Annotated in this window: 21 protein-coding genes; 15 read left to right on the top strand and 6 right to left on the bottom strand. The window is 68.5% G+C overall.

Annotation, left to right across the window (positions count from 1 at the left end):
- Window positions 1–253: 253 nt before the first annotated feature.
- Genes E0H92_RS36525 through E0H92_RS36490 form a run of 8 tightly spaced genes read left to right on the top strand, consistent with a single transcriptional unit; the run spans window position 254 to window position 9,089 of the window.
- A complete protein-coding gene (locus E0H92_RS36525) occupies window positions 254–748 on the top strand; it encodes an NAD(P)H-dependent oxidoreductase subunit E (RefSeq protein WP_165550183.1) in 495 nt (164 codons plus the stop codon).
- Window positions 745–2,277, top strand: coding sequence for a formate dehydrogenase beta subunit (locus E0H92_RS36520; protein ID WP_131499428.1), 1,533 nt, complete (start codon window positions 745–747; stop codon window positions 2,275–2,277). The genes E0H92_RS36525 and E0H92_RS36520 overlap by 4 nt, the downstream gene beginning before the upstream one ends.
- Complete coding sequence (fdhF, locus tag E0H92_RS36515) at window positions 2,274–5,096, top strand: formate dehydrogenase subunit alpha (RefSeq protein WP_131499427.1); 2,823 nt, start codon at window positions 2,274–2,276, stop codon at window positions 5,094–5,096. Before E0H92_RS36520 ends, fdhF begins: the two co-directional genes overlap by 4 nt.
- Window positions 5,093–5,314 carry a formate dehydrogenase subunit delta gene (locus E0H92_RS36510; RefSeq protein ID WP_131460799.1) on the top strand — a complete coding sequence of 74 codons (222 nt, stop codon included), beginning with the start codon at window positions 5,093–5,095 and terminating at the stop codon, window positions 5,312–5,314. The genes fdhF and E0H92_RS36510 overlap by 4 nt, the downstream gene beginning before the upstream one ends.
- Window positions 5,311–6,621 (top strand): molybdopterin molybdotransferase MoeA, encoded by a 1,311-nt coding sequence (locus E0H92_RS36505; RefSeq protein ID WP_202873996.1) that lies wholly within the window; start codon window positions 5,311–5,313, stop codon window positions 6,619–6,621. The genes E0H92_RS36510 and E0H92_RS36505 overlap by 4 nt, the downstream gene beginning before the upstream one ends.
- On the top strand, window positions 6,609–7,466 hold the full coding sequence (gene fdhD, locus E0H92_RS36500; RefSeq protein ID WP_131499426.1) for a formate dehydrogenase accessory sulfurtransferase FdhD: 858 nt from the start codon (window positions 6,609–6,611) through the stop codon (window positions 7,464–7,466). Before E0H92_RS36505 ends, fdhD begins: the two co-directional genes overlap by 13 nt.
- On the top strand, window positions 7,463–7,954 hold the full coding sequence (locus E0H92_RS36495; protein WP_131499425.1) for an SRPBCC family protein: 492 nt from the start codon (window positions 7,463–7,465) through the stop codon (window positions 7,952–7,954). The genes fdhD and E0H92_RS36495 overlap by 4 nt, the downstream gene beginning before the upstream one ends.
- 19 nt (window positions 7,955–7,973) lie before the next feature.
- Window positions 7,974–9,089: a MerR family transcriptional regulator gene (locus tag E0H92_RS36490; protein ID WP_202873995.1), complete on the top strand. Its 1,116-nt coding sequence runs from the start codon at window positions 7,974–7,976 to the stop codon at window positions 9,087–9,089.
- Between the two features lies 1 nt (window position 9,090).
- Here E0H92_RS36490 and E0H92_RS36485 read toward each other — a convergent pair whose 3' ends face one another.
- Together E0H92_RS36485 and E0H92_RS36480 are read right to left on the bottom strand one after the other, a co-directional pair.
- Window positions 9,091–9,516, bottom strand: a complete 426-nt coding sequence (locus E0H92_RS36485) for a MerR family transcriptional regulator (RefSeq protein ID WP_131460803.1) — start codon at window positions 9,514–9,516, stop codon at window positions 9,091–9,093.
- 9 nt (window positions 9,517–9,525) lie between these two features.
- The gene (locus E0H92_RS36480) at window positions 9,526–10,566 is read right to left on the bottom strand and encodes an aminotransferase class V-fold PLP-dependent enzyme (protein WP_131499424.1); all 1,041 of its coding nucleotides are present in this window, start codon (window positions 10,564–10,566) and stop codon (window positions 9,526–9,528) included.
- A gap of 144 nt (window positions 10,567–10,710) precedes the next feature.
- Between E0H92_RS36480 and E0H92_RS36475 the strand changes: the two genes are divergently transcribed.
- Window positions 10,711–11,748 (top strand): aldo/keto reductase, encoded by a 1,038-nt coding sequence (locus E0H92_RS36475; protein WP_131499423.1) that lies wholly within the window; start codon window positions 10,711–10,713, stop codon window positions 11,746–11,748.
- Between the two features lie 66 nt (window positions 11,749–11,814).
- On the opposite strand, the gene E0H92_RS36470 is transcribed toward E0H92_RS36475, so the two are convergent.
- Complete coding sequence (locus E0H92_RS36470; RefSeq protein WP_131460806.1) at window positions 11,815–12,933, bottom strand: peptidoglycan-binding protein; 1,119 nt, start codon at window positions 12,931–12,933, stop codon at window positions 11,815–11,817.
- Between the two features lie 92 nt (window positions 12,934–13,025).
- Between E0H92_RS36470 and E0H92_RS36465 the strand changes: the two genes are divergently transcribed.
- The 5 genes from E0H92_RS36465 (at window position 13,026) to arfA (ending at window position 18,760) form a co-directional block, all read left to right on the top strand.
- Entirely contained in the window at window positions 13,026–14,036 is a 1,011-nt protein-coding gene (locus E0H92_RS36465; RefSeq protein WP_131499422.1) for a LacI family DNA-binding transcriptional regulator, read from the top strand.
- Between the two features lie 92 nt (window positions 14,037–14,128).
- Window positions 14,129–15,418: an extracellular solute-binding protein gene (locus E0H92_RS36460; protein WP_131499421.1), complete on the top strand. Its 1,290-nt coding sequence runs from the start codon at window positions 14,129–14,131 to the stop codon at window positions 15,416–15,418.
- An 11-nt stretch (window positions 15,419–15,429) separates the two neighbouring features.
- Complete coding sequence (locus E0H92_RS36455; protein ID WP_131499420.1) at window positions 15,430–16,371, top strand: carbohydrate ABC transporter permease; 942 nt, start codon at window positions 15,430–15,432, stop codon at window positions 16,369–16,371.
- On the top strand, window positions 16,368–17,225 hold the full coding sequence (locus tag E0H92_RS36450) for a carbohydrate ABC transporter permease (RefSeq protein WP_131499419.1): 858 nt from the start codon (window positions 16,368–16,370) through the stop codon (window positions 17,223–17,225). Before E0H92_RS36455 ends, E0H92_RS36450 begins: the two co-directional genes overlap by 4 nt.
- 35 nt (window positions 17,226–17,260) lie before the next feature.
- Window positions 17,261–18,760 (top strand): arabinosylfuranosidase ArfA, encoded by a 1,500-nt coding sequence (arfA, locus tag E0H92_RS36445; RefSeq protein WP_131499418.1) that lies wholly within the window; start codon window positions 17,261–17,263, stop codon window positions 18,758–18,760.
- A gap of 18 nt (window positions 18,761–18,778) precedes the next feature.
- On the opposite strand, the gene E0H92_RS36440 is transcribed toward arfA, so the two are convergent.
- Together E0H92_RS36440 and E0H92_RS36435 are read right to left on the bottom strand one after the other, a co-directional pair.
- Window positions 18,779–19,240 (bottom strand): GNAT family N-acetyltransferase, encoded by a 462-nt coding sequence (locus E0H92_RS36440; RefSeq protein WP_131499417.1) that lies wholly within the window; start codon window positions 19,238–19,240, stop codon window positions 18,779–18,781.
- A 10-nt stretch (window positions 19,241–19,250) separates the two neighbouring features.
- Window positions 19,251–19,955, bottom strand: coding sequence for a siderophore-interacting protein (locus tag E0H92_RS36435; RefSeq protein ID WP_131499416.1), 705 nt, complete (start codon window positions 19,953–19,955; stop codon window positions 19,251–19,253).
- A gap of 83 nt (window positions 19,956–20,038) precedes the next feature.
- On the opposite strand from E0H92_RS36435, the gene E0H92_RS36430 reads away from it, so the two are divergent.
- Window positions 20,039–22,609, top strand: coding sequence for a GNAT family N-acetyltransferase (locus E0H92_RS36430; RefSeq protein ID WP_238153203.1), 2,571 nt, complete (start codon window positions 20,039–20,041; stop codon window positions 22,607–22,609).
- On the opposite strand, the gene E0H92_RS36425 is transcribed toward E0H92_RS36430, so the two are convergent.
- Window positions 22,590–23,345 carry a DUF4328 domain-containing protein gene (locus E0H92_RS36425; protein WP_131499415.1) on the bottom strand — a complete coding sequence of 252 codons (756 nt, stop codon included), beginning with the start codon at window positions 23,343–23,345 and terminating at the stop codon, window positions 22,590–22,592. The genes E0H92_RS36430 and E0H92_RS36425 overlap by 20 nt on opposite strands.
- Window positions 23,346–23,412: the final 67 nt, after the last annotated feature.

Raw genomic sequence — 23,412 nt, 5'->3', positions numbered from 1 at the left:
ACCGCACACCTGCACCCCGCCGGGGCCTGGAGGTGGGGAATCTTGCTGGTCGTTGCAGGTGGGTAGCAGTCCCCAGCCCGAAACCACACCGGACGGGCCGCCCGCGGGACAGGTGACAGGACCTGGGCAGCGCGGACAAGGCCCCACGCGAAGGCGACCGACAGCCCAGCCGCCTGACTTGATAGCTGGTGTCTATCAGTTGATAGGCAGCATTGCTTTGACCGGGGTGGATTGGCGACGGAATGTTGTATACATGACGAGTGAGGTCGTGGCCGCCGCTCCCGTCCCGGTTCCCGGGCGTGCCCAGCGAGTGCGGGAGATCGCGGAGGCACTGCGCGGTCTTCGGGGTGCGCTGATACCGATCCTGCATGCGGTGCAGGAGGAGTTCGGGTACGTCGACCAGCCCGATGTCGCGGTGATCGCCGACGTACTGAACCTCGCTGTCGCCGAGGTGCACGGCGTCGTCACGTTCTACAAGGACTTCCGGCGTACGGCGGCCGGCCGGACCACCGTCGCGATCTGTCAGGCGGAGGCGTGCCGCTCGGTCGGCGCGGTCGAACTCGCCGAGCACGCGCGACGCACCATCGGGTGTGGGTTCGGCGAGACGACGTACGACGGTCGCGTCACCCTCGAAGAGATCTACTGCTTCGGCAACTGCGCCCTCGGCCCGGCCGTGCAAGTCGCCGGCAAGCTCCACGGCCGCGTGACCCCCACCCGCCTCGACGCGCTGCTGGGAGAAACCCGATGACACCCGAGCCGTCTTCCCACATCACCCGCGTGTTCGTGCCGCGGGACTCCGCGGCCTGTTCGGTCGGGGCGGATGAGGTTGCCGAGCGGATCTCTGCATCCGGTGCGGTCGAGGTGGTGCGGACCGGGTCGCGGGGGATGTTGTGGTTGGAGCCGTTGGTGGAGGTGGAGACGGCGGCCGGGCGGATCGGGTACGGGCCGGTCGCGCCGGAGGACGTCGACGGGCTGATCGCGAGCGGGATGCTCGACGGTGCGGGCGCCTCGCTCGGGTTGGTGGAGGAACTGCCGTGGATGAAACGGCAGCAACGGTTGACGTTCGAGCGGGTCGGAGTGGTCGATCCGCTGTCGACCGCGGACTACGAGACCCACGGCGGTCTGAGCGGGTTGCGCAAGGCGCTCACGATGACACCGGCCGATGTGGTCGAGACTGTCGTGGACTCAGGCCTGCGCGGACGGGGCGGGGCCGGGTTCCCGACCGGGATCAAGTGGCGGACCGTCCTAGGCGCCGAGGCCGACCTCAAGTTCGTGTGCTGCAACGCGGACGAGGGCGACTCCGGCACGTACGCGGACCGGATGCTGATCGAGGGTGACCCCTTCACTCTGATCGAGGGGATGACGATCGCGGCGTACGCCGTCGGTGCCGCGGAAGGCTACGTGTACCTGCGCTCGGAGTACCCGGACGCGGTCGCGACACTCAAGGACGCGATCACGCGAGCGCGCGACGAAGGCTGGTTGGGGCCGGACATTCTCGGCTCAGGGTTCGGCTTCGACCTGCACGTCCGGGTCGGCGCGGGTGCGTACATCTGCGGCGAAGAAACCTCGATGCTGGAAAGCCTGGAAGGAAAACGCGGCATGGTCCGCGCGAAACCTCCGATCCCTGCTCTGGAAGGGCTTTTCGGCCGCCCAACCGTCGTCAACAATGTGTTGTCCTTGGCAACCGTTCCGACGATTCTGGCGAACGGGGCCGCGGCGTACGCGGCGTACGGCACCGGCCGCTCGCTCGGCACCAGCGTCTTTCAGCTCGGCGGGAACGTCGCCCGCGGCGGCATCGTCGAGACCGCGTTCGGGATCACGCTCGGCGAGCTGGTGAACGACTTCGGCGGCGGTACGTCGTCGGGTCGCCCGGTGCGGGCGGTCCAAGTCGGCGGTCCGCTCGGCGCCTATCTCCCGGTCGAGCAGTTCGACCTGCCGATGGACTACGAGGCGTTCGCCGCGGCCGGCGCGATGGTCGGGCACGGCGGGATCGTGGTGTTCGACGAGACCGTGGACATGGCGGCGATGGCGCGGTTCGCGTTCGAGTTCTGCGCGGCCGAGTCGTGCGGCAAGTGCACGCCGTGCCGGGTCGGCGCGGTCCGCGGCGTCGAGACCATCGACCGGATCGTCGCCGACGAGGACCGCACGCAGAACCTGGTCCTGCTCGAGGACCTGTGCGAACTGATGACCGACGGCTCGCTCTGCGCCATGGGCGGCCTCACCCCGATGCCAGTACGCAGCGCCGTCCGCCATTTCGGAGAGGACTTCACCGTATGACGCTCTTGAAAGAACCCGACTTCGGTACGCCGGCCCGCGCCGGCGCCGCCACGATCGAGCTGACCGTCGACGGGGTTCCGGTGAAGGTCCCACCCGGTACGTCGGTGATGCGCGCGGCGAAGGAAGCGGGCGTGGACGTACCGAAGCTGTGTGCGACCGACAACCTGGAGGCGTTCGGGTCGTGCCGCCTGTGCGTGGTCGAGATCGACGGTGTGAAAGGCACTCCGGCCTCGTGTACGACGCCGTGCCGGGACGGCATGGTCGTCCGGACGCAGAACGAACGGCTCGGGAAGCTGCGCCGCGGCGTGATGGAGCTGTACATCTCGGACCACCCGCTCGACTGCTTGACCTGCTCGGCGAACGGCGACTGCGAACTGCAGGACATGGCCGGCGTCACCGGGCTGCGCGAGGTCCGCTACGGCTCCGGCGTCGAGGCCGGCGCGAACCACATGGACCTGCCGACCGATACCTCCAACCCGTACTTCGATTTCGAGGCGTCCAAGTGCATCGCGTGCTCGCGGTGCGTGCGTGCGTGTGACGAGGTCCAGGGAACACTGGCGCTGACGATCGAGGGGCGTGGGTTCGATTCCAAGGTCGCGGCCGGTGCCGGGGTGTCGTTCTTCGAGTCGGACTGTGTGTCCTGCGGCGCGTGCGTGCAGGCCTGTCCGACCGCGACATTGCAGGAGAAGTCGGTGGTCGAGCTCGGGATGCCGACCCGGACCGTGCTGACGACCTGCGCGTACTGCGGTGTCGGGTGCTCGTTCAAGGCCGAACTCCGGGGCGACGAGCTGGTCCGGATGGTGCCGTACAAGAACGGCGGGGCGAACGAGGGCCACTCGTGTGTGAAGGGCCGGTTCGCGTTCGGGTACGCGTCGCACCCGGACCGGGTGCTGGAGCCGATGGTCCGGAACACGCTTTCGGAACCGTGGCGGAAAGTTTCCTGGGACGAGGCGATCTCGTTCACCGCGCGCCGCCTCCGGGAGATCCAGACCGCCCACGGCCAGGGCTCGATCGGCGCGATCACCTCGTCGCGGACCACGAACGAGGAGGTGTACGCGGTCCAGAAAATGGTCCGCGCGGTGTTCGGAAACAACAACGTCGACACCTGCGCGCGGGTCTGCCACTCGCCCACCGGCTACGGGCTGAAGCAGACCTTCGGGGAATCCGCCGGAACACAGGATTTCCGTTCCGTCGACGAGTCCGACGTGATCCTGGTGATCGGCTCGAACCCGACCGACGCGCACCCGGTGTTCGCCTCCCGGATGAAGCAGCGGATCCGCGCCGGCGCCCAGCTGATCGTGATCGACCCGCGGCGGATCGACCTGGTCCGGTCGCCGCACATCGAGGCGTCGTACCACCTGGAACTGGCACCCGGGACGAATGTCGCCATCATCAACGCGCTCGCGCATGTGGTGGTGACCGAGGGCCTGGTGGATCGGGACTTCGTCGCGAGCCGGTGCGAGGACTTCGAGGCCTGGGAGACGTTCATCGCGCAGCCGGAACACAGCCCGGAAGCGGTTTCCGAAATTTCCGGCGTACCGGCGGAAAAGATCCGGGAAGCGGCCCGGCTGTACGCGACCGGCGGGAACGCGGCGATCTACTACGGTCTCGGCGTCACCGAGCACAGCCAGGGCTCGACCATGGTGATGGGGATGGCGAACCTCGCGATGGCGACCGGCAACATCGGCCGGGCGGGCGTCGGCGTGAACCCGATGCGCGGGCAGAACAACGTGCAGGGCTCGTGCGACATGGGTTCGTTCCCGCACGAGCTGCCCGGGTACCGGCACGTGTCGAACGAGGACGTCCGCGACATCTACGAGAAGTTGTGGGGTACGCCGATCCTCAACGAGCCCGGGTTGCGGATCCCGAACATGTTCGATGCGGCGATCGAGGGCTCGTTCAAGGCGCTGTTCGTGCAGGGCGAGGACATCGCGCAGTCGGACCCGAACACGCAGCACGTGTTCGCGGCGCTGGGTGCACTCGAGTTGCTCGTCGTACAGGACCTGTTCGTCAACGAGACGGCGAAGTTCGCACACGTGTTGCTGCCGGGGACCTCGTTCCTGGAGAAGGACGGCACCTTCACGAACGCGGAACGGCGGATCAACCGGGTGCGGCCGATCATGGCCCCGCAGACCGGGAAGCAGGAGTGGGAGATCATCTGCGAGATCGCGCAGGCGATGGGGTACCCGATGCACTACGACTCGGCGGCGCAGATCATGGACGAGATCGCGATGACGACGCCGACGTTCATGGGAGTGTCGTTCAGCAAGCTCGACGAGCTCGGGTCGATCCAGTGGCCGTGCAACGTCGAGCATCCGTCCGGGACGCCGATCATGCACGAGGACGAGTTCACCCGCGGCAAGGGACGGTTCATGGAGACCGTGTACGTTCCGACGTCGGAGCGTTCGACACGGAAGTTCCCGCTGATCCTGACCACCGGGCGGATCCTGTCGCAGTACAACGTCGGGGCGCAGACCCGGCGGACGGCGAACGTCGCCTGGCATGCCGAGGACGTGCTGGAGATCCATCCGCACGACGCCGAGGTGCGCGGCATCACGGACGGCGACACGGTCGCGTTGTCGAGCCGGGTCGGGCGGACCGAGCTGCGCGCGACGATCTCGGACCGGATGCCGGTGGGCGTCTGCTACACCACGTTCCACCATCCGGTGAGCGGCGCCAACGTTGTCACCACGGAGAACTCCGACTGGGCGACCAACTGCCCCGAGTACAAGGTCACCGCGGTCCAGGTCGACCTGATCCCGGAGCCGGTCGCCGACGAGTCCGCCCGTGAACCTGTCGTTGCCGGCGGCAATCGATGAGCGGCGGCGTACCGTCGTACGTGCGGTTGGCGAACGAGATCGCGGCCCAGTTCGCGCATCGCCCACCCGCGGACGCCGCCACTGCCATCGCCAACCACATGAACGCCGTCTGGGACCCGCGCATGAAGCAGGCCCTGATCGCCCACGCCGCTTCCGGCGCCACCGACCTCGACCCCGCCGCCGCGCTCGCCGCCCAGCAACTCCAGGCGCCCGCATGACCCAACCCGACGCGGGTGACCCGTCCGGCGTGCGGGATCGGTTCGACAAGTGGGGGCGGGTCGGAGAGGGTGGGCCTGTGGAGGACGGGCCTGGGCGCACAACTGCTGAAGGCCGTGCCGCGAGGGCGCGGCGGGATGTGATGGCGTGGGACGTGGCTCGGGCGTTGGCGCACGCGGTGGCGCGACCGGGAGCGGTCGTACGGCGCGGGCTGGACGAGGCGGACGGGTGCGTACTGGCCACGCCGTTGGTGTCGCCGGTCGCGGTGCCGCCGGTGGATCGAGCGGCGATGGACGGGTACGCCGTACGCGGCGCCGGCCCATGGCATGTGATCGGCCAGGTGAAGGCCGGGACCGCAGACCCTGGCGAGCTAGCGGACGGCGAAGCAACCGGCATCGTCACCGGCGCATCCGTCCCCGCCGGCACCACCTCCATCCTCCGCACAGAAGACGCCACCGTGACGGGCGCGCGGTTGGAGGGGCCGGCTGAGGACGGGCGGCATATTCGGCGGGCGGGTGAGGAGTGCCGAGCTGGGGATCAGTTGTTGCCGGCTGGAGTGGTCATCGATCCGGCGGTGCTCGGGCTCGCGGCGACCGTCGGGCTCAACCGACTCACCGTCATCCCGCAACCCACAGTCGCAGCCCTCATCACCGGCGAGGAGCTGGTCCACCAGGGCCCGTCGTCCCCCGGCCGGGTACGCGACGCCATCGGCCCCATGCTCCCCGGCCTGATCACCAGAGCCGGCGCCAACCCAACAACCACCTCGGTTCGGCATTTGGGGGATTCGTTCGAGGGGTTGGTGGGGGCGTTGCGGGACACGCGGGCGGACCTCGTCCTCGTGTCCGGTTCCTCCGCCGCGGGGCCGGCCGATCACCTCCGGCCGGCTCTCAACGCGCTAGGGGCCGAGATGATCGTCGACGGGGTCGCATGTCGTCCCGGCCACCCGCAGGCGCTCGCGCAACTACCGGACGGACGCCTCGTGATCGGCCTGCCCGGCAACCCGTTCGCCGCGCTGGTCGCGTTCCTGACGCTCGGCGTCGCGGCCATCACCCGGATGCGCGGCCTCCCGCTCCCCGAGCTCACCAACATCGCAGTCCCCGGCGGCCTTCCCTGCCACCCCACCAGCACCCGGCTCGTCCCGATCCGCCTCACCGCACAAGGCGCCGTACCAGTCGGCCACGGCGGCGCCGCCATGCTCCGCGGTCCTGCCTCCGCCGACGCCCTCGCTGTAGTAGCCCCCGGCCCCAGCGAAGCCATCGCCGCCCGCCTCCTCCCCCTCGATCCCGGGTCGCGTCCATGGGGCGGCTGATTGCACGGCGGCCGGTGATTCGAGTCACCCCGGCCGGTAGCCGTTCCCGGCCGGACTCGATCGCGGTCGAGGAGCCGCTCGAGTTGCGGGTCGACGGGAAGCCGCTCGCCGTGACGATGCGGACGCCGGGACACGATGTCGAGCTCGCACACGGTTTCCTGCACACCGAGGGCGTGATCGGAAATGCCGAGGAAATCCGCGACGCACGGTACTGCGACTCCCGCGACGACGAGGGCCGCAACACGTACAACGTCCTCGACCTCGGTCTCGCGCCCGGCGTACCCGCGCCCGTGACCGGTGTCGAGCGCAACTTCTACACGACCTCGTCCTGCGGCGTCTGCGGCAAGGCGTCCCTCGACGCGGTCCGCACGAAGACGCGCCACTCCCCGGCCGCCGACGACGTGACCATCAAGTACGACGTACTCGCGACCCTCCCCGACGCGCTCCGCGCCAGGCAGCAGGTCTTCGACCGAACCGGCGGACTGCACGCGGCCGGTCTGTTCACGCCGACCGGGGAGCTGCTCGTCGTCCGCGAGGATGTCGGTCGCCACAACGCCGTCGACAAGGTCGTCGGCTGGGCCCTGCTCAACGGCCGCATCCCGGCTCGCGGCCTGATCCTGATCGTCTCCGGCCGGACCTCGTTCGAGCTCGCCCAGAAGGCGGTGATGGCCGGAATCCCGGTCCTCGGCGCGGTCTCGGCTCCCAGCTCCCTCGCCATCGACCTCGCGGCCGAATCCGGCCTGACCCTGGCTGGCTTCATCCGCAACGGCAACCTGAATCTCTACAGCCATCCCGAACGGGTAAATGTCGAGTCCGCCGAGGTGCACACGACGTACCGGTCATGAACGACTACGGAGTGACCGGTGCGACCACCGGTGTCGAGGTACTGATCAAGCTGCCGATCCACGAGGTCTGGTCCGGCATCACCGCGATCGACAGGTACGGCGAGTGGAGCCCGGAGTGCATCTACGGCGCCTGGCTGGAGAAGGACGTCCGCTTCGAGGCACGCAACCGTTTTCCGAACGGGTTGGAGACCTACGTGACCTGCACGGTCACCGTCCTCGAGCAGCCGAGGCGGTTCGGGTGGGACGTGTACGGCGACGAGTCCGTCCCGTTCGCGCACTGGGAGTACGAGTTGGAGGACCGCGGCGCCGAGACCCTCGTCCAGCAGTCCTTCACCCACGGACCCGGCAACAGCGGGATGCGGATGCACGTCGTACAGCACTCGCACCGGGCATCACAGGCCATCCAAGGCCGGCTCGACCAGCTGTCTGCGAACATGCGCACCACCCTCGCCGCTATGGAGTCGGCACTTGACCCTGACGTGGCGTGAGGCTCCATAGTCGGTGGGCGTGAACGATCACTGGACCGTGGGGCGGGTGGCCGATCTGGCCGGTGTGAGTGTCCGCACGCTGCATCACTACGACGAGATCGGGCTCGTTCGACCGTCGGCGCGGACATCGGCCGGCTACCGGGCCTATTCGGCGGCTGACGTCGAGCGGCTGCGGGAGGTCCTTGCCTATCGGCGGCTCGGCTTCGGGCTGCGGGAGGTCGGCGAACTGGTCGGTGACCCGTCCACCGATGCGGTCGCGCGCCTGCGCCAACTGCGCGGGCTGCTGGTGGAGCGGCGTGATCGTACGGACGCCATGGTGCGGGCCATCGACAGGGAACTCGAGACGCGGGCGAAGGGACTGAGCGTGACACCGGAGGAGCAGCTGGAGGTACTCGGTGCGCGGCTGTACGACGTCATCGGCGGCGCGTACCCGGCAACGCGGCGTACCGAGCCGCGGATCGCCGCGCGGATCTGGGAGGCGCTCGGGGATGCGGAGACGGTGCTGAACGTCGGAGCGGGCACCGGATCGTACGAGCCCGCCGATCGCGACGTGACCGCGGTCGAGCCGTCGGAGGTCATGCGGAGCCAGCGGCCGGCGGACGCGGCGCCGTGTGTGGCTGCTGCCGCGGAGAGTTTGCCGTTCGAGGACGACTCGTACGACGTTGCGATGGCTGTGTCGACCGTTCATCACTGGGCGGACCCGATTGCGGGGCTGCGCGAGATGCGCCGGGTGGCTCGCCGCGTGGTGGTCTTCACGTTCGATACCGATGAGCCTGGATGGCAGGACCGGTTCTGGCTCACTCGGGACTATCTGCCGGAGTTCGCGTCGGTTCTCGAGGGCTTCCCCTCGATCGCCGGGATGGGCGACGCGATCGGAGCCCGCGCCGAGCCGGTGCCTGTGCCTTGGGACTGCGCGGACGGCTTGTTCGAGGCGTACTGGCGGCGGCCGGAGGCCTATTTGGAGGACCGGGTGCGCCGCGCGATGTCGGTGTGGACGCGCGTGGGCCCGGAGGCAGAGCAGCGGGCGGTACGACGCCTCGACGAGGACCTGGCGTCGGGCCGGTGGGCAGAGCGCAACAACGAACTCGTCGACCTCGACGCGGCAGACCTCGGTCTCCGGCTGCTGATCGCCTGAATCAGGAGGCTTCGCTGGCTGTCTGTGTGGACGGAGCGACCCACAGGCAGTCGGCGGTGCCGGCGTCCACGTGCTGCTGGTAGATGTCGACCTTCCAGGTGATCACGTTGAGGCACTCGTTGAGTTCCTCGATCTGCGCGCGCACGTAGTCCTGATGGCTCTTGAGCAGGGCCAACCGGTCCGCCTCGTTGCCGGCTCCCCGCCGCACCAGCTCCGTGTACTTGCGGATGGTGTCCAGCGGCATCCCGGACGAGCGGAACTTGATGCACATGTTCAGCCAGTCGACGTCGTCCTCGGTGTAGACGCGCCGCCCGTTCGACTCCCGCCGTACCGCGTCGGCGAGCAGCCCCTCACGCTCGTAGAACCGCAGCGCGTGCACGCTCAACCCGGTCCGCTCCGCGACCTGCCCGATGCTCAGTCCGTCCATGCCCGCACCCTAACCTCGGATCAAAGGCTTCAGCGCGGACAGAGCCTGCTGTACGTCGTCACGGGTCGAGTAGATGTGGAACGACGCGCGCAGCTTCCCGTCCCGTACGGCGGCCCGGATCCCGGCCGCCGCGAACGCCTCCTGCGCCCCGGGCAGCCGCGTACTGACGATCGCGCTGTTCGACGGCTCGAGGCCCAGCCCGGCGCGGAACTCGTTCGCGAGCGCGAGGTTGTGCCGGTTGATCGTCTCGACGCCGATCTCCTCGATCAGCTCGAGCGCGGGCGCCGCGCCGACGAAGCTGAACCAGGCCGGCGACTGGTCGAACCTCCGCGCGGCCGGATCGAGTTCCATCACCGGCCCGTAGTACGACCCGTGGATGTCGCGTGCGGCGTACCAGCCCGCCGCCGACGGCCGGCATCGCTCCTGCAACCGCGGCGACAGGTACCCGAGCGTCGCGCCGCGCGGTGCCATCAACCACTTGTAGCTGTGGGCGATCAGCGCGTCGACGCCGTCGACCGTGATCGGGTGCCAGCCGACCGCCTGGGTCGCGTCGATCACCACGAGCGCGCCGATCTGCTTGCTGGCGGCAACCACTGCGGGCAGGTCGAGGACGACGCCGGTCGACGACTGCACGGCACTCACCGCGACCAGGTCGATCCCCGGTGTGATGCGGCCGACGACGTCGTCACCCGGTACGGCGATCACCTCGATGCCACGATCCGCGTGCACCTGCCACGGGAAAACGTTGGACGTGAACTCGACGTCGTCGGTCAGCACCTTCGCACCGTCCGGCAGCGCGGCCGCGATCGGTGCCAGCGCCGCGGACACCGTGCTGCCGACGAACACGTTTTCCGACTCCGCGCCGACCAGCCGCGCGAACGACTCCCGGGCCCGCGTCGTCGACCTGTCCCACGGCTCCCAGCTCGTCGCGCCGACCCGCCAGTCCGACAGCGCGGCCTGCAACGCCTCCCACGCCGGCCGCGGCGGCAGCCCGTACGACGCGGTGTTCAACCAGCCGGGCTCAGCATCCCAAAGCTCCGCGATCTCCACTCCTCCACCCTACGGACCCGACCTTGAGCACCCACCAACCGTTTTGCCGGCTGGGATTTGGTTGGTGGGGGCTCAAGGTGCGACTTGACCTAGAGCGCGGTCTAGCTCTTAGCGTGCGGGGCAGCTACTACGAAGGGGATGTTGATGCGCTATCGCACGCTGGGTGGGACCGGGATCGAGGTCAGTACGCACTGTCTCGGGGCGATGATGTTCGGTGCGGTCGGAAACCCCGATCATGACGACTGTGTCCGGATCATCCACGCCGCGCTGGACCAGGGGATCAACTTCGTCGACACCGCGGACATGTACTCCGCGGGCGAGTCCGAGACGATCGTCGGCAAGGCGCTGCGGGATCGCCGCGACGACGTCGTACTCGCCACCAAGGTGCACTTCCCGTTCACCGAGGGCCGGAACCGGAGCGGGAACTCGCGGCGCTGGATCACCCGGGCGGTCGAGGACAGCCTGCGCCGGCTCGGCACGGACTGGATCGACCTCTATCAGATCCACCGGCCCGACCACACCACCGACATCGAGGAGACGTTGTGGGTGCTGAGTGACCTGGTGAGTGCGGGCAAGATCCGCGCGTTCGGGTGCTCGGCGTTCCCGGCGGAGGACATCGTCGAGGCGTACCACGTCGCGGACCGGCGCGGGTACGGGCGATTCCGGACGAACCAGCCGCCGTACTCGATGATGGCCCGCGGCATCGAACGCTCCGTCCTTCCGACCTGCCACCGGCTGGGGATGGGCGTGCTGACGTACAGCCCGCTCGCATTCGGGTTCCTGTCCGGGAAGGTCCGCAAGAACCAGCCGCTCGACCTGTCCGCGCGGGCCTCGCTCGCTCCGGATCGGTTCGACCCGGCACTGCCCGCGAACGCGGCGAAGTACGACGCGGTGGAGCAACTGGTCGAAGTTGCCGACGGCATCGGTACGACGTTGCCTGAACTCGCACTCGCCTTCGTCACAACGCATCCCGCGGTCACGTCGGTCATCACCGGACCCCGCACGATGGAGCAACTACAGGGCCTCATCACCGCCGCAGACCTGACCCTCGACGACAAGACCCTCGACCGAATCGACGAAATCATCCAACCCGGCACCGACGTCTACCGCGCCGACGCCGCCTGGCAACCCCAGTCCCTCACCGACATCACCCGCCGCCGCCGTCCCCTCGCCGACCGCTGAACATCCGGGTTGGGGAGGATTTCGTGCCGATCCGGGCGCACAAACCTCCCCAACCCAGGTCATCGTCTACTTGCCTGCCTGGAGGGCTGTCCAGGTGACGGGGCCTACCACCCCGTCGACGACCAGTTGCCGGGTGCGCTGGTAGTCCTTCGCGGCGGTTTCGGTGAGGGGGCCGAACTGGCCGTCGATGGCTACCGTTCGCCCGAGTGCTGCGGTGAGGGCGCGTTGCAGGCGACGGACGGCGGCGCCGGTGGAGTTGAGGCGGACAGTGGTTTGATCTCCCGCGGCCAGGAGGGCTGTCCAGGTCGCGGAGCCGATGACGCCGTCGGAGGGGAGGCCGACGCGGGTCTGGAAGGACTTCGCGGCGTCGACAGTGGTGGTGTCGAAGGTGCCGGACGGTTCGTCGGCGCCGAGGAGACACTGCGCCGCCTTCACCGCGGCACCGGTTGAGCCGGACTGGATGGTCGGGTACGACGTGAAGTCCAGGTTCGTACTTGCGCACGTCGACGTGCTGTTCACGAAGGCCTGGGCAGCCGCTTCGCCCTTGCTGACCGCGTCCGCCGCGTTCTCGATCGGCGCCGACGTCACGCCGGGAAACAGGATGTAGGTGACGACCGCGCCGTCCACCCCACCCGACGCCGGGTTGGGGTTGATCCCGAGCTGCTGCGCCAGCTTGTACGAGCCCTCGCCGACGATCCCGGTCGGGCCCTGATCGCCGACGACGGCGTACGCGACCTTGTCCTGATACACGACCGCGGCAACGGTGGCGCCGCCGATCCCCGCCGTACGGTAATCCCAGATCGAGCTCGGCAGCGGTACGACGATGAACGGCAACCCGGCCGAGTTCAGCGGACGTCCGTCGGACTGGTGCCACGAGGTGTCCGGCTGGAACGACGGATCGGTGTTCTCGTTGCACTGCGTCGTGCGCTGCCCGTCGCAGTCGATGTCGAAGTCGGCGGTCCAGTGCACCGCGTCCCCGGACCGGCAGACCGCGGCCGTCCTGGATCCGCCGGAGTCGTGGGCGTACTTCCCGTTCGACACCTGCGACTCGCACGACGCTCTGGACCGTAGCTGGTCGGCGGTCGGGCCGGCCTGCTCGTCGGCCTGGGACTGCCGGAGCGGAACCAGCAACGCCAGCCCGGTCAGGGCCAGGGCAAGACAAACCACAATCGATCGGCGAACCATCGCAACCTCCGAGGGGCGGAACGGAAGATGAAGGTTTTCGCCCAACACGGTACAGGCGATGGTTACTATTTGACAGCCCTTAGTCTGTGGCCATGGCGGTGACGATGCGCGATGTCGCGCGAGAGGCCGGGGTGTCCCCGAAGACGGTCTCGAACGTGATGAACGGGTACCCGTACATCCGCGAGGCGACCCGGGTGAAGGTGCTCGCCGCGATCGACGCCCTCGGCTACCGGATGAACTTCTCCGCCCGGAACCTCAAGTCCGGCCGGACCGGCGTGATCGGGCTGGCCGTCCCGGAGCTCAGCAACCCGTACTTCGCGGAGCTCGCCGACGCGGCGATCGCGGCCGCCGGCGAGCACGGCCTGACGGTGATGATCGAGACCACCGGCGCCGACCGCGAACGGGAGCTGACCGCACTCACCCGGCCGCGCGGGCACCTGGTCGACGGCCTGCTGTACAGCCCGCTCGGCCTCGGCCCCGAGGACGTCGACCTGCTGCGCACGGAGACGCCGATGGTGCTGCTCGGCGAGCGGATCTTCCACGGCCCGGTCGACCACGTGATGATCGACAACGTCGCGGGCACCAAGGCCGTCGTACGGCACCTGCTCGACCAGGGCCGTCGGCGGATCGCGGTGATCGGGATCCGGCCCCGCGAGGGCGTCGGCACCGCGGCCATCCGGTACGGCGCCTATGCCGAGACGCTGGCGGAGTACGGCGTTGAGGTGCCGGAGGGGCTCGCCGTCTCGGGCGGGAAATGGCATCGGTCGAGCGGGGCGGACGCAACGGCGGAGCTGCTCGCGACCGGGGAACGATTCGACGCCGTTTTCGCCCTGAACGACACGTTGGCGCTCGGCGCGATCCGGGCGCTGGCCGCGCACGGCGTGCGGATCCCGGACGACGTGGCGGTGGCCGGCTTCGACAACATCGACGAGGCGAGTTACAGCAGCCCGACCCTGACCACGGTCGACCCCGACCGCGTCCACATCGCCCGGACCGCGGTCGACCTGCTGGTCCAGCGGATGGCCGGCGACGACTCCGAGCACCACGAGATCGTCGCCCCGTACGAGCTCCACACCAGGGAATCCACGCTCGGCGCGAGCTGACACCTTGACGGTCCCGGAGCACTCGGGCATCCTCTCTACACCGATGTAGTACACCGATGTAAATCCGTGCTCCACTTCCGCCTGGAGGACAGATGCCCCCTGACCACGCCCCCTTTCGCCCGGGGCGTCGAGCAGTACTTGGTGGCCTGCTCGGCACCCTCGCCCTCACCGGCTGTGGCGCCCTCAAGTCCAAACCCAAGGTCCGCGAGTGGAACCTGTTCGGCGGCGGTGACGGCGCCCGCCTCCTGCAGATCCACCAGCAGTACATCGCCGAGCACCCGGACGTCCTGTTCGAGGCGCACACGCTGGCCTGGGGCCCGCCGTTCTACACCAAGCTCGCGATGTCCGCGGCCGGTGGCCGGGCGCCCGAGGTGGCGACCCTGCACCTGTCCCGGCTGAAGGGTTTCAGCCCGACGACGATGCTCGACCCGATCCCGGTGGACCTGCTGGCGGACGCCGGCGTCACCGAGTCCGACTTCCTGCCGACGTCCTGGAACCGCGCGGTCGTGGACGGCAAGCTGTACGCCGTACCGCTGGACACGCATCCGTTCGTCCTCTACTACAACACCGAGATCTGCCGGAAGGCCGGGCTGCTCGGCGCGGACGGGAAGATCAAGACCGTCCAGGGCGTCGACGCGTTCCTCGACATGCTGAAGGCGGTCAAGGACGTGACCGGCAAGTTCGGCGCGTCGGTCGAGACCACCAACCCGTGGCGGCTCTGGTGGACGCTGTACGGGCAGCTCGAGGGGAAGTTCTTCGACGAGACCGGCACCCGGCTCGTGCTCGACGACGCCAAGGCGCTGGAAGCCCTGACCCTGATGGCCAAACTCGCCGCCGACGGGCTCACGCCGCGGTCGTCGAACTACTCGGCGCTGGTCGCGCAGTTCACCAACGGTGACGCCGGCCTGAGTTTCAACGGGGAGTGGGAAGTCACGACGTACCAGACCGCGAAGATGCCGTTCAGCATGGCGCCGTTCCCGGTCGTGTACGACGTCCCGAAGTACGCCGGTGACGCGCACACGTTCGTGCTGCCGCACCAGAGCAACCGGAACAAGGACGACACGAAGGCGACGGTCGAGTACATCGCCTGGATGCTCAAGCACAGCGCGGAATGGGCGGCCGGCGGTCACGTTCCGGCGTACCAGCCGGTGGCGAAGAGCCAGGAGTACCTGAACCTCAAGCCGCAGGCGGAGTACCGCAGCGTGGCGCCGGACGTGCTGTTCGACCCGGACGCGTGGTTCAGCGGATCCGGTGCGCAACTGCAGAACGAGGCCGCCGCGGCGTTCAGCGGTGTCTTCTCCGGTCAGGCGACGCCGAAGGACGCGCTCGCGCAGTTCAAGGCCGCCACCCAGAAGCTCCTCGACACCCCGTCCCCGGTCTAAGGAGGTCGGTCATGGCCGTAGAGACACCCCCACGCGTCACTACCGGTACGCCGTCGACCACGGCGAAGCCGGAGACCGGACAGCCCTGGAAGGAACGCTGGGGCGGGCTGTTCTTCGTGGCGCCGTTCCTGCTGCTGTTCGTCCTGTTCATGCTCTGGCCGATCGTCTCCGGCCTGTGGAACAGCTTCTTCAACACCAGCCTGGCCGGCGTCAAGCAGGAGTTCCTCGGCCTGCAGAACTGGCGGGACCTGTTCGGCGACCCGGCCGTCTGGTCGTCGCTCAAGAACACCCTGGTCTTCACCGCGATGAGTACGCCGCCGCTGGTGATCATCGCGCTCGTGATGGCGCTGCTCGCGAATCGCAAAGGTCTGCTCGGCTGGCTCCTGCGGTTCTCGTACTTCGCTCCGTTCGTCCTGCCGGCCACCGTCGTGACGCTGATCTGGGTGTGGATCTACCAGCCCGGATTCGGCCTCGTGAACGGCCTGCTGACGGCCGGCGGGTTCACCGAGATCGACTGGCTGAACACCGAGAACCGGGCGATGCTCGCCGTGGTGATCACGACCGTCTGGTGGACGGTCGGGTTCAACTTCCTGCTCTATCTGGCCGCCCTGCAAGGGATTCCGGCGCAGGTGTACGAGGCTGCCGCCATCGACGGAGCGAACGGGCGGCAGCAGCTGTTCCGGATCACGCTGCCGTTGCTGAGCCGTACGACCGGGCTGATCGTCGTACTGCAACTCGTTGCGTCGTTGAAGATCTTCGACCAGATCTACCTGATGACGACCGGCGGGCCGAACCACGCGACCCGGCCGATCATCATGTACATCTACGAGACCGGCTTCACCAGCTACCGGATCGGCTACGCGTCCGCGATCTCGTACCTCTTCTTCGCGATCATCGTGATCGTCGCGGTCGCGCAGTTCAAACTCTTCTCCGGCCGAGGGGAGGCGGAATGACGACCGCTACGTTGCCCGCAGCAACAAAGCCGCCGCGCTGGAATTTCCCCAGGACGGCGAGTGCCGTCGGGGCGGTGATCCTCGCCGTCGTCTGGCTGGTTCCGTTGCTCTGGGCGCTCGACACGTCGCTGAAGCCGGAGCCGGAGACGACCCGCGCCCCGATCACCTGGTTGCCTGAGTCTCCTACCACCGACGCCTACCGGAGTGTGATCGACCAGGGCGACCTGGTCCGCTGGTTCTTCAACAGCACGATCGTGTCGGTGCTCGTGACGACGCTGACGCTGATCGTGTCGGTGCTGGCGGCGTACGGCTTCTCCCGGACCAAGTTCCCGGGGCGCAAGGTGCTGTTCGGACTCATCATCGCCGGCATCCTGGTACCACCGCAGGTGCTGATCGTGCCGTTGTTCCAGGAGATGACCGGGCTCGGCCTGGTCGACACGTACTGGGGCATGGTGCTGCCGCAGGTGGTCGCGCCGGTGATGGTGTTCGTACTGAAGAAGTTCTTCGACGGCATCTCCCACGACTACGAGGACGCCGCCCGGGTCGACGGCGCGTCCCGCTGGCGGATCGTCTGGAGCGTGATGGTCCCGATGTCGCGACCGATCCTGGTCGCCGTCGGCATCTTCACCTTCATCGGGGCCTGGAACAACTTCCTCTGGCCCTTCATCGTGACCACCGACCCGTCAATGATGACGATCCCGGTCGGCCTGGCCAACGTGCAGGGCTCGTACGGCCTGCGCTACGCCCAGATCATGGCCTCGGCCGTGCTGGGTGGCCTTCCCTTGCTGATCGTCTACGCCCTGTTCCAGCGCCACGTCGTCCGCGGAGTCGGCGACGCGGGGATCAAGGGCTAGACACTGCTTTTGAACACCAAGACAGGAGCAACCTGGTGCCCGCTGCCATACTGACCATCGATCCGGCCTTCACGATCGCGCCCGTGAACCGCCGGACCTTCGGAACCTTCGTCGAGCACATGGGCCGGTGCGTCTACACCGGTATCTACGAGCCCGGCCATGCCACCGCCGACGAGGACGGTTTCCGCAAGGACGTCCTGGAACTGACCCGTGAGCTGGGTGTTTCCGTGGTTCGTTACCCGGGCGGAAACTTCGTTTCCGGCTACCGCTGGGAGGACGGCGTCGGCCCGCGCCCGGACCGGCCGCGCCGTCTCGACCTCGCCTGGCACAGCGTCGAGACGAACGAGTTCGGGCTGGACGAGTTCAGCCGCTGGTGCGCAAAGGCCGGGGTCGAGCCGATGATGGCGATCAACCTCGGGACCCGCGGCGTCCAGGAGGCGCTCGACCTCCTCGAGTACACGAATCATCCCGGCGGTACGACGCTTTCCGACCTGCGCGAGCAGCACGGCGCGTCGCCGTACGGGATCAAGTTGTGGTGTCTCGGCAACGAGCTGGACGGCCCGTGGCAGGTGGGCCACAAGACGCCGACGGAGTACGGGCGGCTGGCGGCGGAAACCGCTCGCGCAATGCGGATGATCGATCGGGACCTGCAGCTGGTCGCGTGCGGCTCGTCGTCGTCGAAGATGCCGCTGTTCGGCACCTGGGAACGGGACGTGCTGCGGGAGACGTACGAGTTCGTCGAGTACATCTCGTGTCACGCCTACTACGGCAACGACGACGGCGACACCGCGTCGTTCCTCGCGTCCGCGGTGGACATGGACCACTTCATCGAGTCCGTGGTGGCGACCGCCGACCACGTCGGCGCGGAACTCAAGAGCAGCAAGAAGATCGGCATCTCGTTCGACGAATGGAACGTCTGGTACGGCGAGCGCTCCCGCCGCACCGACGGACCGGGCGACCAGTGGGAGGTGGCGCCGCGGCGGATCGAGGACGAGTACAACGTCACCGACGCGGTGGTGGTCGGCAACCTGCTGATCTCGTTGCTGCGGCACAGCGACCGCGTCGGTGTGGCCTGTCTCGCGCAGCTCGCGAACGTGATCGCGCCGATCATGACCGAGCCCGGCGGCGCGGCCTGGCGGCAGCCGACGTTCCACCCGTTCGCGATCACGTCCCGGCTCGCGGCCGGCCAGGTCCTGCGGGTCGAGACCGACTCCCCCACGGTCACGACGGCCAAGTTCGGCGAGGTGCCCGCCGTCGACGCGGTCGCGACCTACGACGACGGCAAGCTCGCGGTGTTCGCGGTCAACCGCTCGACCGAGGGCCCGATCGAGGTCACGATCGACGTCAGCCGGAGCGGGGTGTCGACCATCGACGAGGCGGTCATCGTGCACGACACGGACGGACTGGCCACGAACACCCCCGAGCACCCCGACCGCATTACCCCACAACAGGTCGACGCACAGCTCGTCGACGGCCGTCTGACGATGACGCTTCCGGCGATCAGCTGGGTCGCGCTGTCACTGTCCGCCGACTGAGCCTGTTGCAGGTCCGGCTCAGCGCTGTGCTGAGCCGGACCTGCGGAACTGCGTGATGTGGATGCCGGGGGCAACTTCTACCTCGCCGGCCGGGGTGTAGCCGCGGGACTTGTAGAGGTTGACGGCCGGGAGGTTGGCCGAGCCTGTGGAGACCAGGCTGATCGGTCGCGGTTCGATCCGGTCGAGGTGGTCGAGGAGGGCTCGGCCGTGGCCGCGGCGGGCGTGCGCGGGGTCGACGATCAGGCGGCTGATCTCGACCGAGTCCGCAGACAGTTCGTACGCGATCGCGCCGACGAGCAGCGGGCCGTCGTACCGGCCGAGCCAGAGTTCGGTCGAGGACATCAGGCCGTCGAGGTCTTCCTGGAGCGGCGGGATCCCGTCGAAGCCGATCAGCTCGGCCTCCACGGCGTACGCGGCGTGCTGGATCGTCAGCAGCCGCTCCGCGAGAGCGCGGTCGGTCAGGTCGAGCGGCGTGATCACGGGCGCCAGATTACGCGGCCTTCCAGTAGCCGAGGGATTTCACCCGGTGCTTCGGGACGGCGAGATCCTTCAGGACGTACGACGTGAGTTCGCGGGTGGTCGTGGTGTCGCACGCGATCCACACGTAGGTGTCCGGGGCGACCAAGTCGCGGAGATCCGTTTTCACCTGCTCGACCATTTGCGTCCGCGGTACCGTCCGGAGATCGTGATGGTCCTCGATCCGGAACGGCAGCTCGCCGTCGGCGTCGTGCGTGGTCTCGAACCAGATCGTGGCCGGCAGCTTCGGCGCGACGGCGAGCAGCGAGTTGATCGCGGGCAGCGACGCCGGGTCACCGACCACCAGCAGCCGCGGCGGCAGCGGGTCCGGCATCTCGAACCCGGTCCCCTGCACCGTCGCCTCGATCGTGTCGCCGGGCTCGGCCTTGCGGGACCAGTCGCTCGCGCAGCCGTCGTGGAGCGCGAACTCCAGGCTGAACGTGCCGGCCTCGACGTCCGGATCGACCAGCGTGTACGCGCGCTGGTGCGGCTTGCCGGCGTTGTCGAACCAGAGCCGCACCCACATCGTCGGGTGCACGCCGAGCGTCTCCAGCAGACCGCCGTCGGTGAAGTGCACCCGGCGGTAGCGCTCGGTGACCTGTTCGGCACCGGTCACGGTGAAGGTGAAGTCCTTCCCGCGGAACAGCTTGAGCACCACGCCTTCCCAGCCGTGCCCCACTGCACACCTCCAGCGACAATTGCTCTTGCGACTCGGATTGCTGCTTTGTAAGTTAGCGCAGCCTAACCTAAATGATGTGGGGGATGTTTGTGAACGCGAGGGTGTTCCGGGACACGTACGGCGTACCGCACCTGCAGGCCGGGGATCCGCTCGCGTTGGTGTACCTGCAAGGCGTGAACGCCGCCCGGGACCGGGCCTGGCAGATCGAGCTGGAGCGCCGGCGGTACCTCGGGACGAGCGCGGCGTTCCTCGGCGCGGAGGCCGTCGGGTGGGACGTGTTCGCACGGCAGGCGCGGTTGGCGGACACGGCGCAGCGGTGCTTCGAGTCGCTCGACGACGAGACGCGCGAGTGGGTCACGGCGTACGTCGAGGGGGTAAACCACGCGCTGCCGGGTGGGGCGATGCGCGCGCCGGAGTTCGCCGAGACCGGGCTGACGCTGCAGGAGTGGGAGCCGTGGACGCCGCTCGGGATCTGGTTGGCGGTGCACATCCTGTTCGCCGGGTTCCCTTCGAAGCTGTGGCGGACTCATGTCGCCGAGCAGCTCGGGGACGCGTCGCTGGAGCTGTTCTCGTCGGAGGGGCCGCATGGGGCGGGGAGCAACGGGTGGTTGATCCCCGGGTCGCACACCGCCAGTGGTCAGGCGATCGTTGCGGGCGATCCGCACCGGTACATCGAGAGCCCCGGTGTGTATCAGCAGATCCGGCTGACGTGCCCTGAGTACGACGTACTCGGGCTTGCTGTTCCCGGCATCCCGGGGCTCGCGCACTTCGGGCACACCGGCAGCGTCGCCTGGTCCATCACCAACGCCATGGCCGACTACCAGGACCTGTACGCCGAACAACTCCGGCGGACCGAATCGGGTGTCGAAGCGCTGGGTCCGGACGGTTGGCAGCCCGCGTCGGTGCACACCGAGATGGTCGAGATCGCCGACGCACCCTCCCTCGAGATCGAGGTGATCGAGACCGACCGGGGACCGATCATCCAGGACGGAATCAGCCTTCGTTATCCGCCCCGAGTCACGGGACGGCTTGGATTCGAGGTGATGGCTCGGTTGCTTCGGGCAACCAGCGTCGGCGACGTCGACGCGGCGTTCGACGAGTGGGTCGAGCCGGTCAACGTCGTACTGGCGGCCGATACCTCCGGTGGGCTGTTGCATCGGACGGCTGGGGTGGTGCCGCAGCGTCGGCACGAGAACAGGTTGCGGGTCGTGCCGGCGTGGGAGGCCGGCTACGAATGGGACGGCTGGCATGAGATGCCGCGCGCGGAGGTGGACGGCCCGGCGGTGATGGCCAACGCGCGGGGACTGGCGACGCCGCTGGGGGTCGAGTTCGCCGCCCCGCACCGTGTCGACCGCATCCGCGAGCTCGTGGAAGCCCGCCGAGACTGGACGCTCGACGACATGCCGACCATCCACCGGGACACGTACGTCGGCTCGGCCGGCTCCGTCCTGGACCTGCTGACCGGCCTCGAAGACCTCTCGTCACCAGCAGTTGCCCTCCGCACCGAACTGCTCGCGTGGGACCGCCACATGGACGCCACGAGCACGACGGCCTCGTCGTACGCCGCGATCCGCAAGGCGCTCGTCTCCCGCCTCACCGACCACTTCACGATGCTCGAGAACGCCGACGTCGCCGACATCTTCACCCCGTGGATGGACCCGCTCACCCACGTCTCGTACGCGCTCGAGAACCTCCTGGCCACCGACCTGATCCCGCACGTCAACGTCGAATGGCTGGCCCGCGAGGCCTTGGAGGAGGTCGCCGCGAACAGCCCGCGCCCGCCCTGGGGCGAGACGCACCAGCTCACACCGCTGCACGCGTTGCGCGGTCCGGTGTTCGCGCCGGGTGAGGAGCCGTACGACCTCAGCCTGTCCGGAGACCACCACTGCGTGATGTCGACGTCGAGCCTGCCCGGGCTCACCGACGTCTGCATCCGCGCGTCCGCGGCGCGCTACGCGTGGGACGTCGCGGACCGCTCGGCCAGCCGGTGGGTGGTGCCGCTCGGCGCGTCCGGCGTACTCGGAGATCCGCATCACCACGACCAGTTGCCGTCGTGGTTGCGCGGTTCACTCGTGCCCGCGGACGGTGCTGTGGTCCGGGAGGATCGCACGTACTCCGTCGCCGTCGACGGGTTCGGGACCGTGCGGATCGAGGAGGCGGATCCGGCGCGCGACCTCGACCTCATCCATACGTGGGTGACGGAGGAGCGGGCCGCGTTCTGGGGCATGGGCGCGTTGTCGCGGGAGGAGATTGCGGCGACGTACGAGTTCCTGGATTCGGTGCCGACGCATCACGTGTACGTCGTACGGCTGGACGACGTACCGGTCGCGCTACTGCAGACCTATGACCCGCGGGCGGATCCGGCGGGGGCGGCGTACGACGTCGCGGCCGGTGATCTCGGGGTGCATCTGCTGATCGCGCCCGGGCCGGCGCGTGCCGGATTCACGGGACAGCTGATCGGCGCGCTCGGGCGGTTCGCGTTCGACCACCTGGGGCATCCACGGATCGTGGTCGAGCCCGACGTACGCAACACCCGGGCGATCGAGCGCTTCCGGCGGAGCGGCTTCGTCCTCGGACCTGAAGCCAAGATCACTCAACCGGACGGCAGTACCAAGACGGCTCAGTTCGCGTTCCTCACCAGGCCGGCGGAGTAGGCGTCTGCCACCACGGGACCGGCGGACGCACAGTCTGCAGCTCATCAACGAGCGCGATCACCTGACTCAGGAAGCTCGCCGACAACACAGCCAGAACCGTGCTGGCGATCGACAGCGCCGCTCCGGTGTCCAGAGCGCTCCGAGCTGCCGAGAGACTCGAGGCCGCCAACCCGTTGGACTGCTGGCTGGTCGCGAACACGCTGGTGAGATTCATCGCCAGAAAGGTGCCCCACCACCTGCGGACCACTGCGGCCTGCGGGGCAGCCTGCAGCGCGCCGTCCCGTGGCGGGACGTACTGGCTGCTCGCGCGGACGACGTCGTCGACGACCTGCACAGGGAACCAGAAGCTGACGATCGGGACCATCCAGCCGCCGATGACCCAGCCACGCCGGCGGCGATGCGGCGCATCGCAGAAGAACTCCGCGTTCGCCCGCGCCCGCCACAGCCAGACGATGACCAGGACGCCGGCCACCAGGTACAGCAGCAGATTGGCTATCGAGGCCAGTCGGTTCAGCACGTCCGCGTCGTTGAGCGCTGTCAGGTCGTCGCCGTACGTGTAATCCCGGACGGCTCCGGCGAGGTGTACGTCGGTGTAGGAGGTGACGACGCTGGCGGCTACGACCACCCCGGCCGCCACCTGCGCCGCGCGCCCGACGCCCCGAATCTGCCGGAGATGTCCGACCGGCAACGCTCCGCTCCGGCTCACCGGAGGACCACCGTACGGACTGGCGCTCATGACTACTCCTCAGCTCGCTTTCCTCCACTCTGGCGACGGAGGAGCGCTTGCGGCGCCAGATGACCGC

Source organism: Kribbella speibonae (genome assembly GCF_004331375.1).
GTDB classification, from domain to species: domain Bacteria; phylum Actinomycetota; class Actinomycetes; order Propionibacteriales; family Kribbellaceae; genus Kribbella; species Kribbella sindirgiensis.
The sequence above is the reverse complement of the archived record's forward strand: the minus strand, read 5'-3'. Positions and strand labels throughout refer to the sequence as shown.

Coding starts and splice junctions, on each gene's coding strand:
- fdhF (WP_131499427.1), top strand. CDS start 2,274: ATGACGCTCTTGAAAGAACCCGACTTCGGTACGCCGGCCCGCGCCGGC.
- E0H92_RS36455 (WP_131499420.1), top strand. CDS start 15,430: ATGGCCGTAGAGACACCCCCACGCGTCACTACCGGTACGCCGTCGACC.
- E0H92_RS36425 (WP_131499415.1), bottom strand. CDS start 23,345: ATGAGCGCCAGTCCGTACGGTGGTCCTCCGGTGAGCCGGAGCGGAGCG.
- E0H92_RS36465 (WP_131499422.1), top strand. CDS start 13,026: ATGGCGGTGACGATGCGCGATGTCGCGCGAGAGGCCGGGGTGTCCCCG.
- E0H92_RS36470 (WP_131460806.1), bottom strand. CDS start 12,933: ATGGTTCGCCGATCGATTGTGGTTTGTCTTGCCCTGGCCCTGACCGGG.
- E0H92_RS36520 (WP_131499428.1), top strand. CDS start 745: ATGACACCCGAGCCGTCTTCCCACATCACCCGCGTGTTCGTGCCGCGG.
- E0H92_RS36510 (WP_131460799.1), top strand. CDS start 5,093: ATGAGCGGCGGCGTACCGTCGTACGTGCGGTTGGCGAACGAGATCGCG.
- E0H92_RS36505 (WP_202873996.1), top strand. CDS start 5,311: ATGACCCAACCCGACGCGGGTGACCCGTCCGGCGTGCGGGATCGGTTC.
- E0H92_RS36460 (WP_131499421.1), top strand. CDS start 14,129: ATGCCCCCTGACCACGCCCCCTTTCGCCCGGGGCGTCGAGCAGTACTT.
- E0H92_RS36525 (WP_165550183.1), top strand. CDS start 254: ATGACGAGTGAGGTCGTGGCCGCCGCTCCCGTCCCGGTTCCCGGGCGT.
- fdhD (WP_131499426.1), top strand. CDS start 6,609: ATGGGGCGGCTGATTGCACGGCGGCCGGTGATTCGAGTCACCCCGGCC.
- E0H92_RS36450 (WP_131499419.1), top strand. CDS start 16,368: ATGACGACCGCTACGTTGCCCGCAGCAACAAAGCCGCCGCGCTGGAAT.
- E0H92_RS36495 (WP_131499425.1), top strand. CDS start 7,463: ATGAACGACTACGGAGTGACCGGTGCGACCACCGGTGTCGAGGTACTG.
- E0H92_RS36430 (WP_238153203.1), top strand. CDS start 20,039: ATGTTTGTGAACGCGAGGGTGTTCCGGGACACGTACGGCGTACCGCAC.
- E0H92_RS36485 (WP_131460803.1), bottom strand. CDS start 9,516: ATGGACGGACTGAGCATCGGGCAGGTCGCGGAGCGGACCGGGTTGAGC.
- E0H92_RS36475 (WP_131499423.1), top strand. CDS start 10,711: ATGCGCTATCGCACGCTGGGTGGGACCGGGATCGAGGTCAGTACGCAC.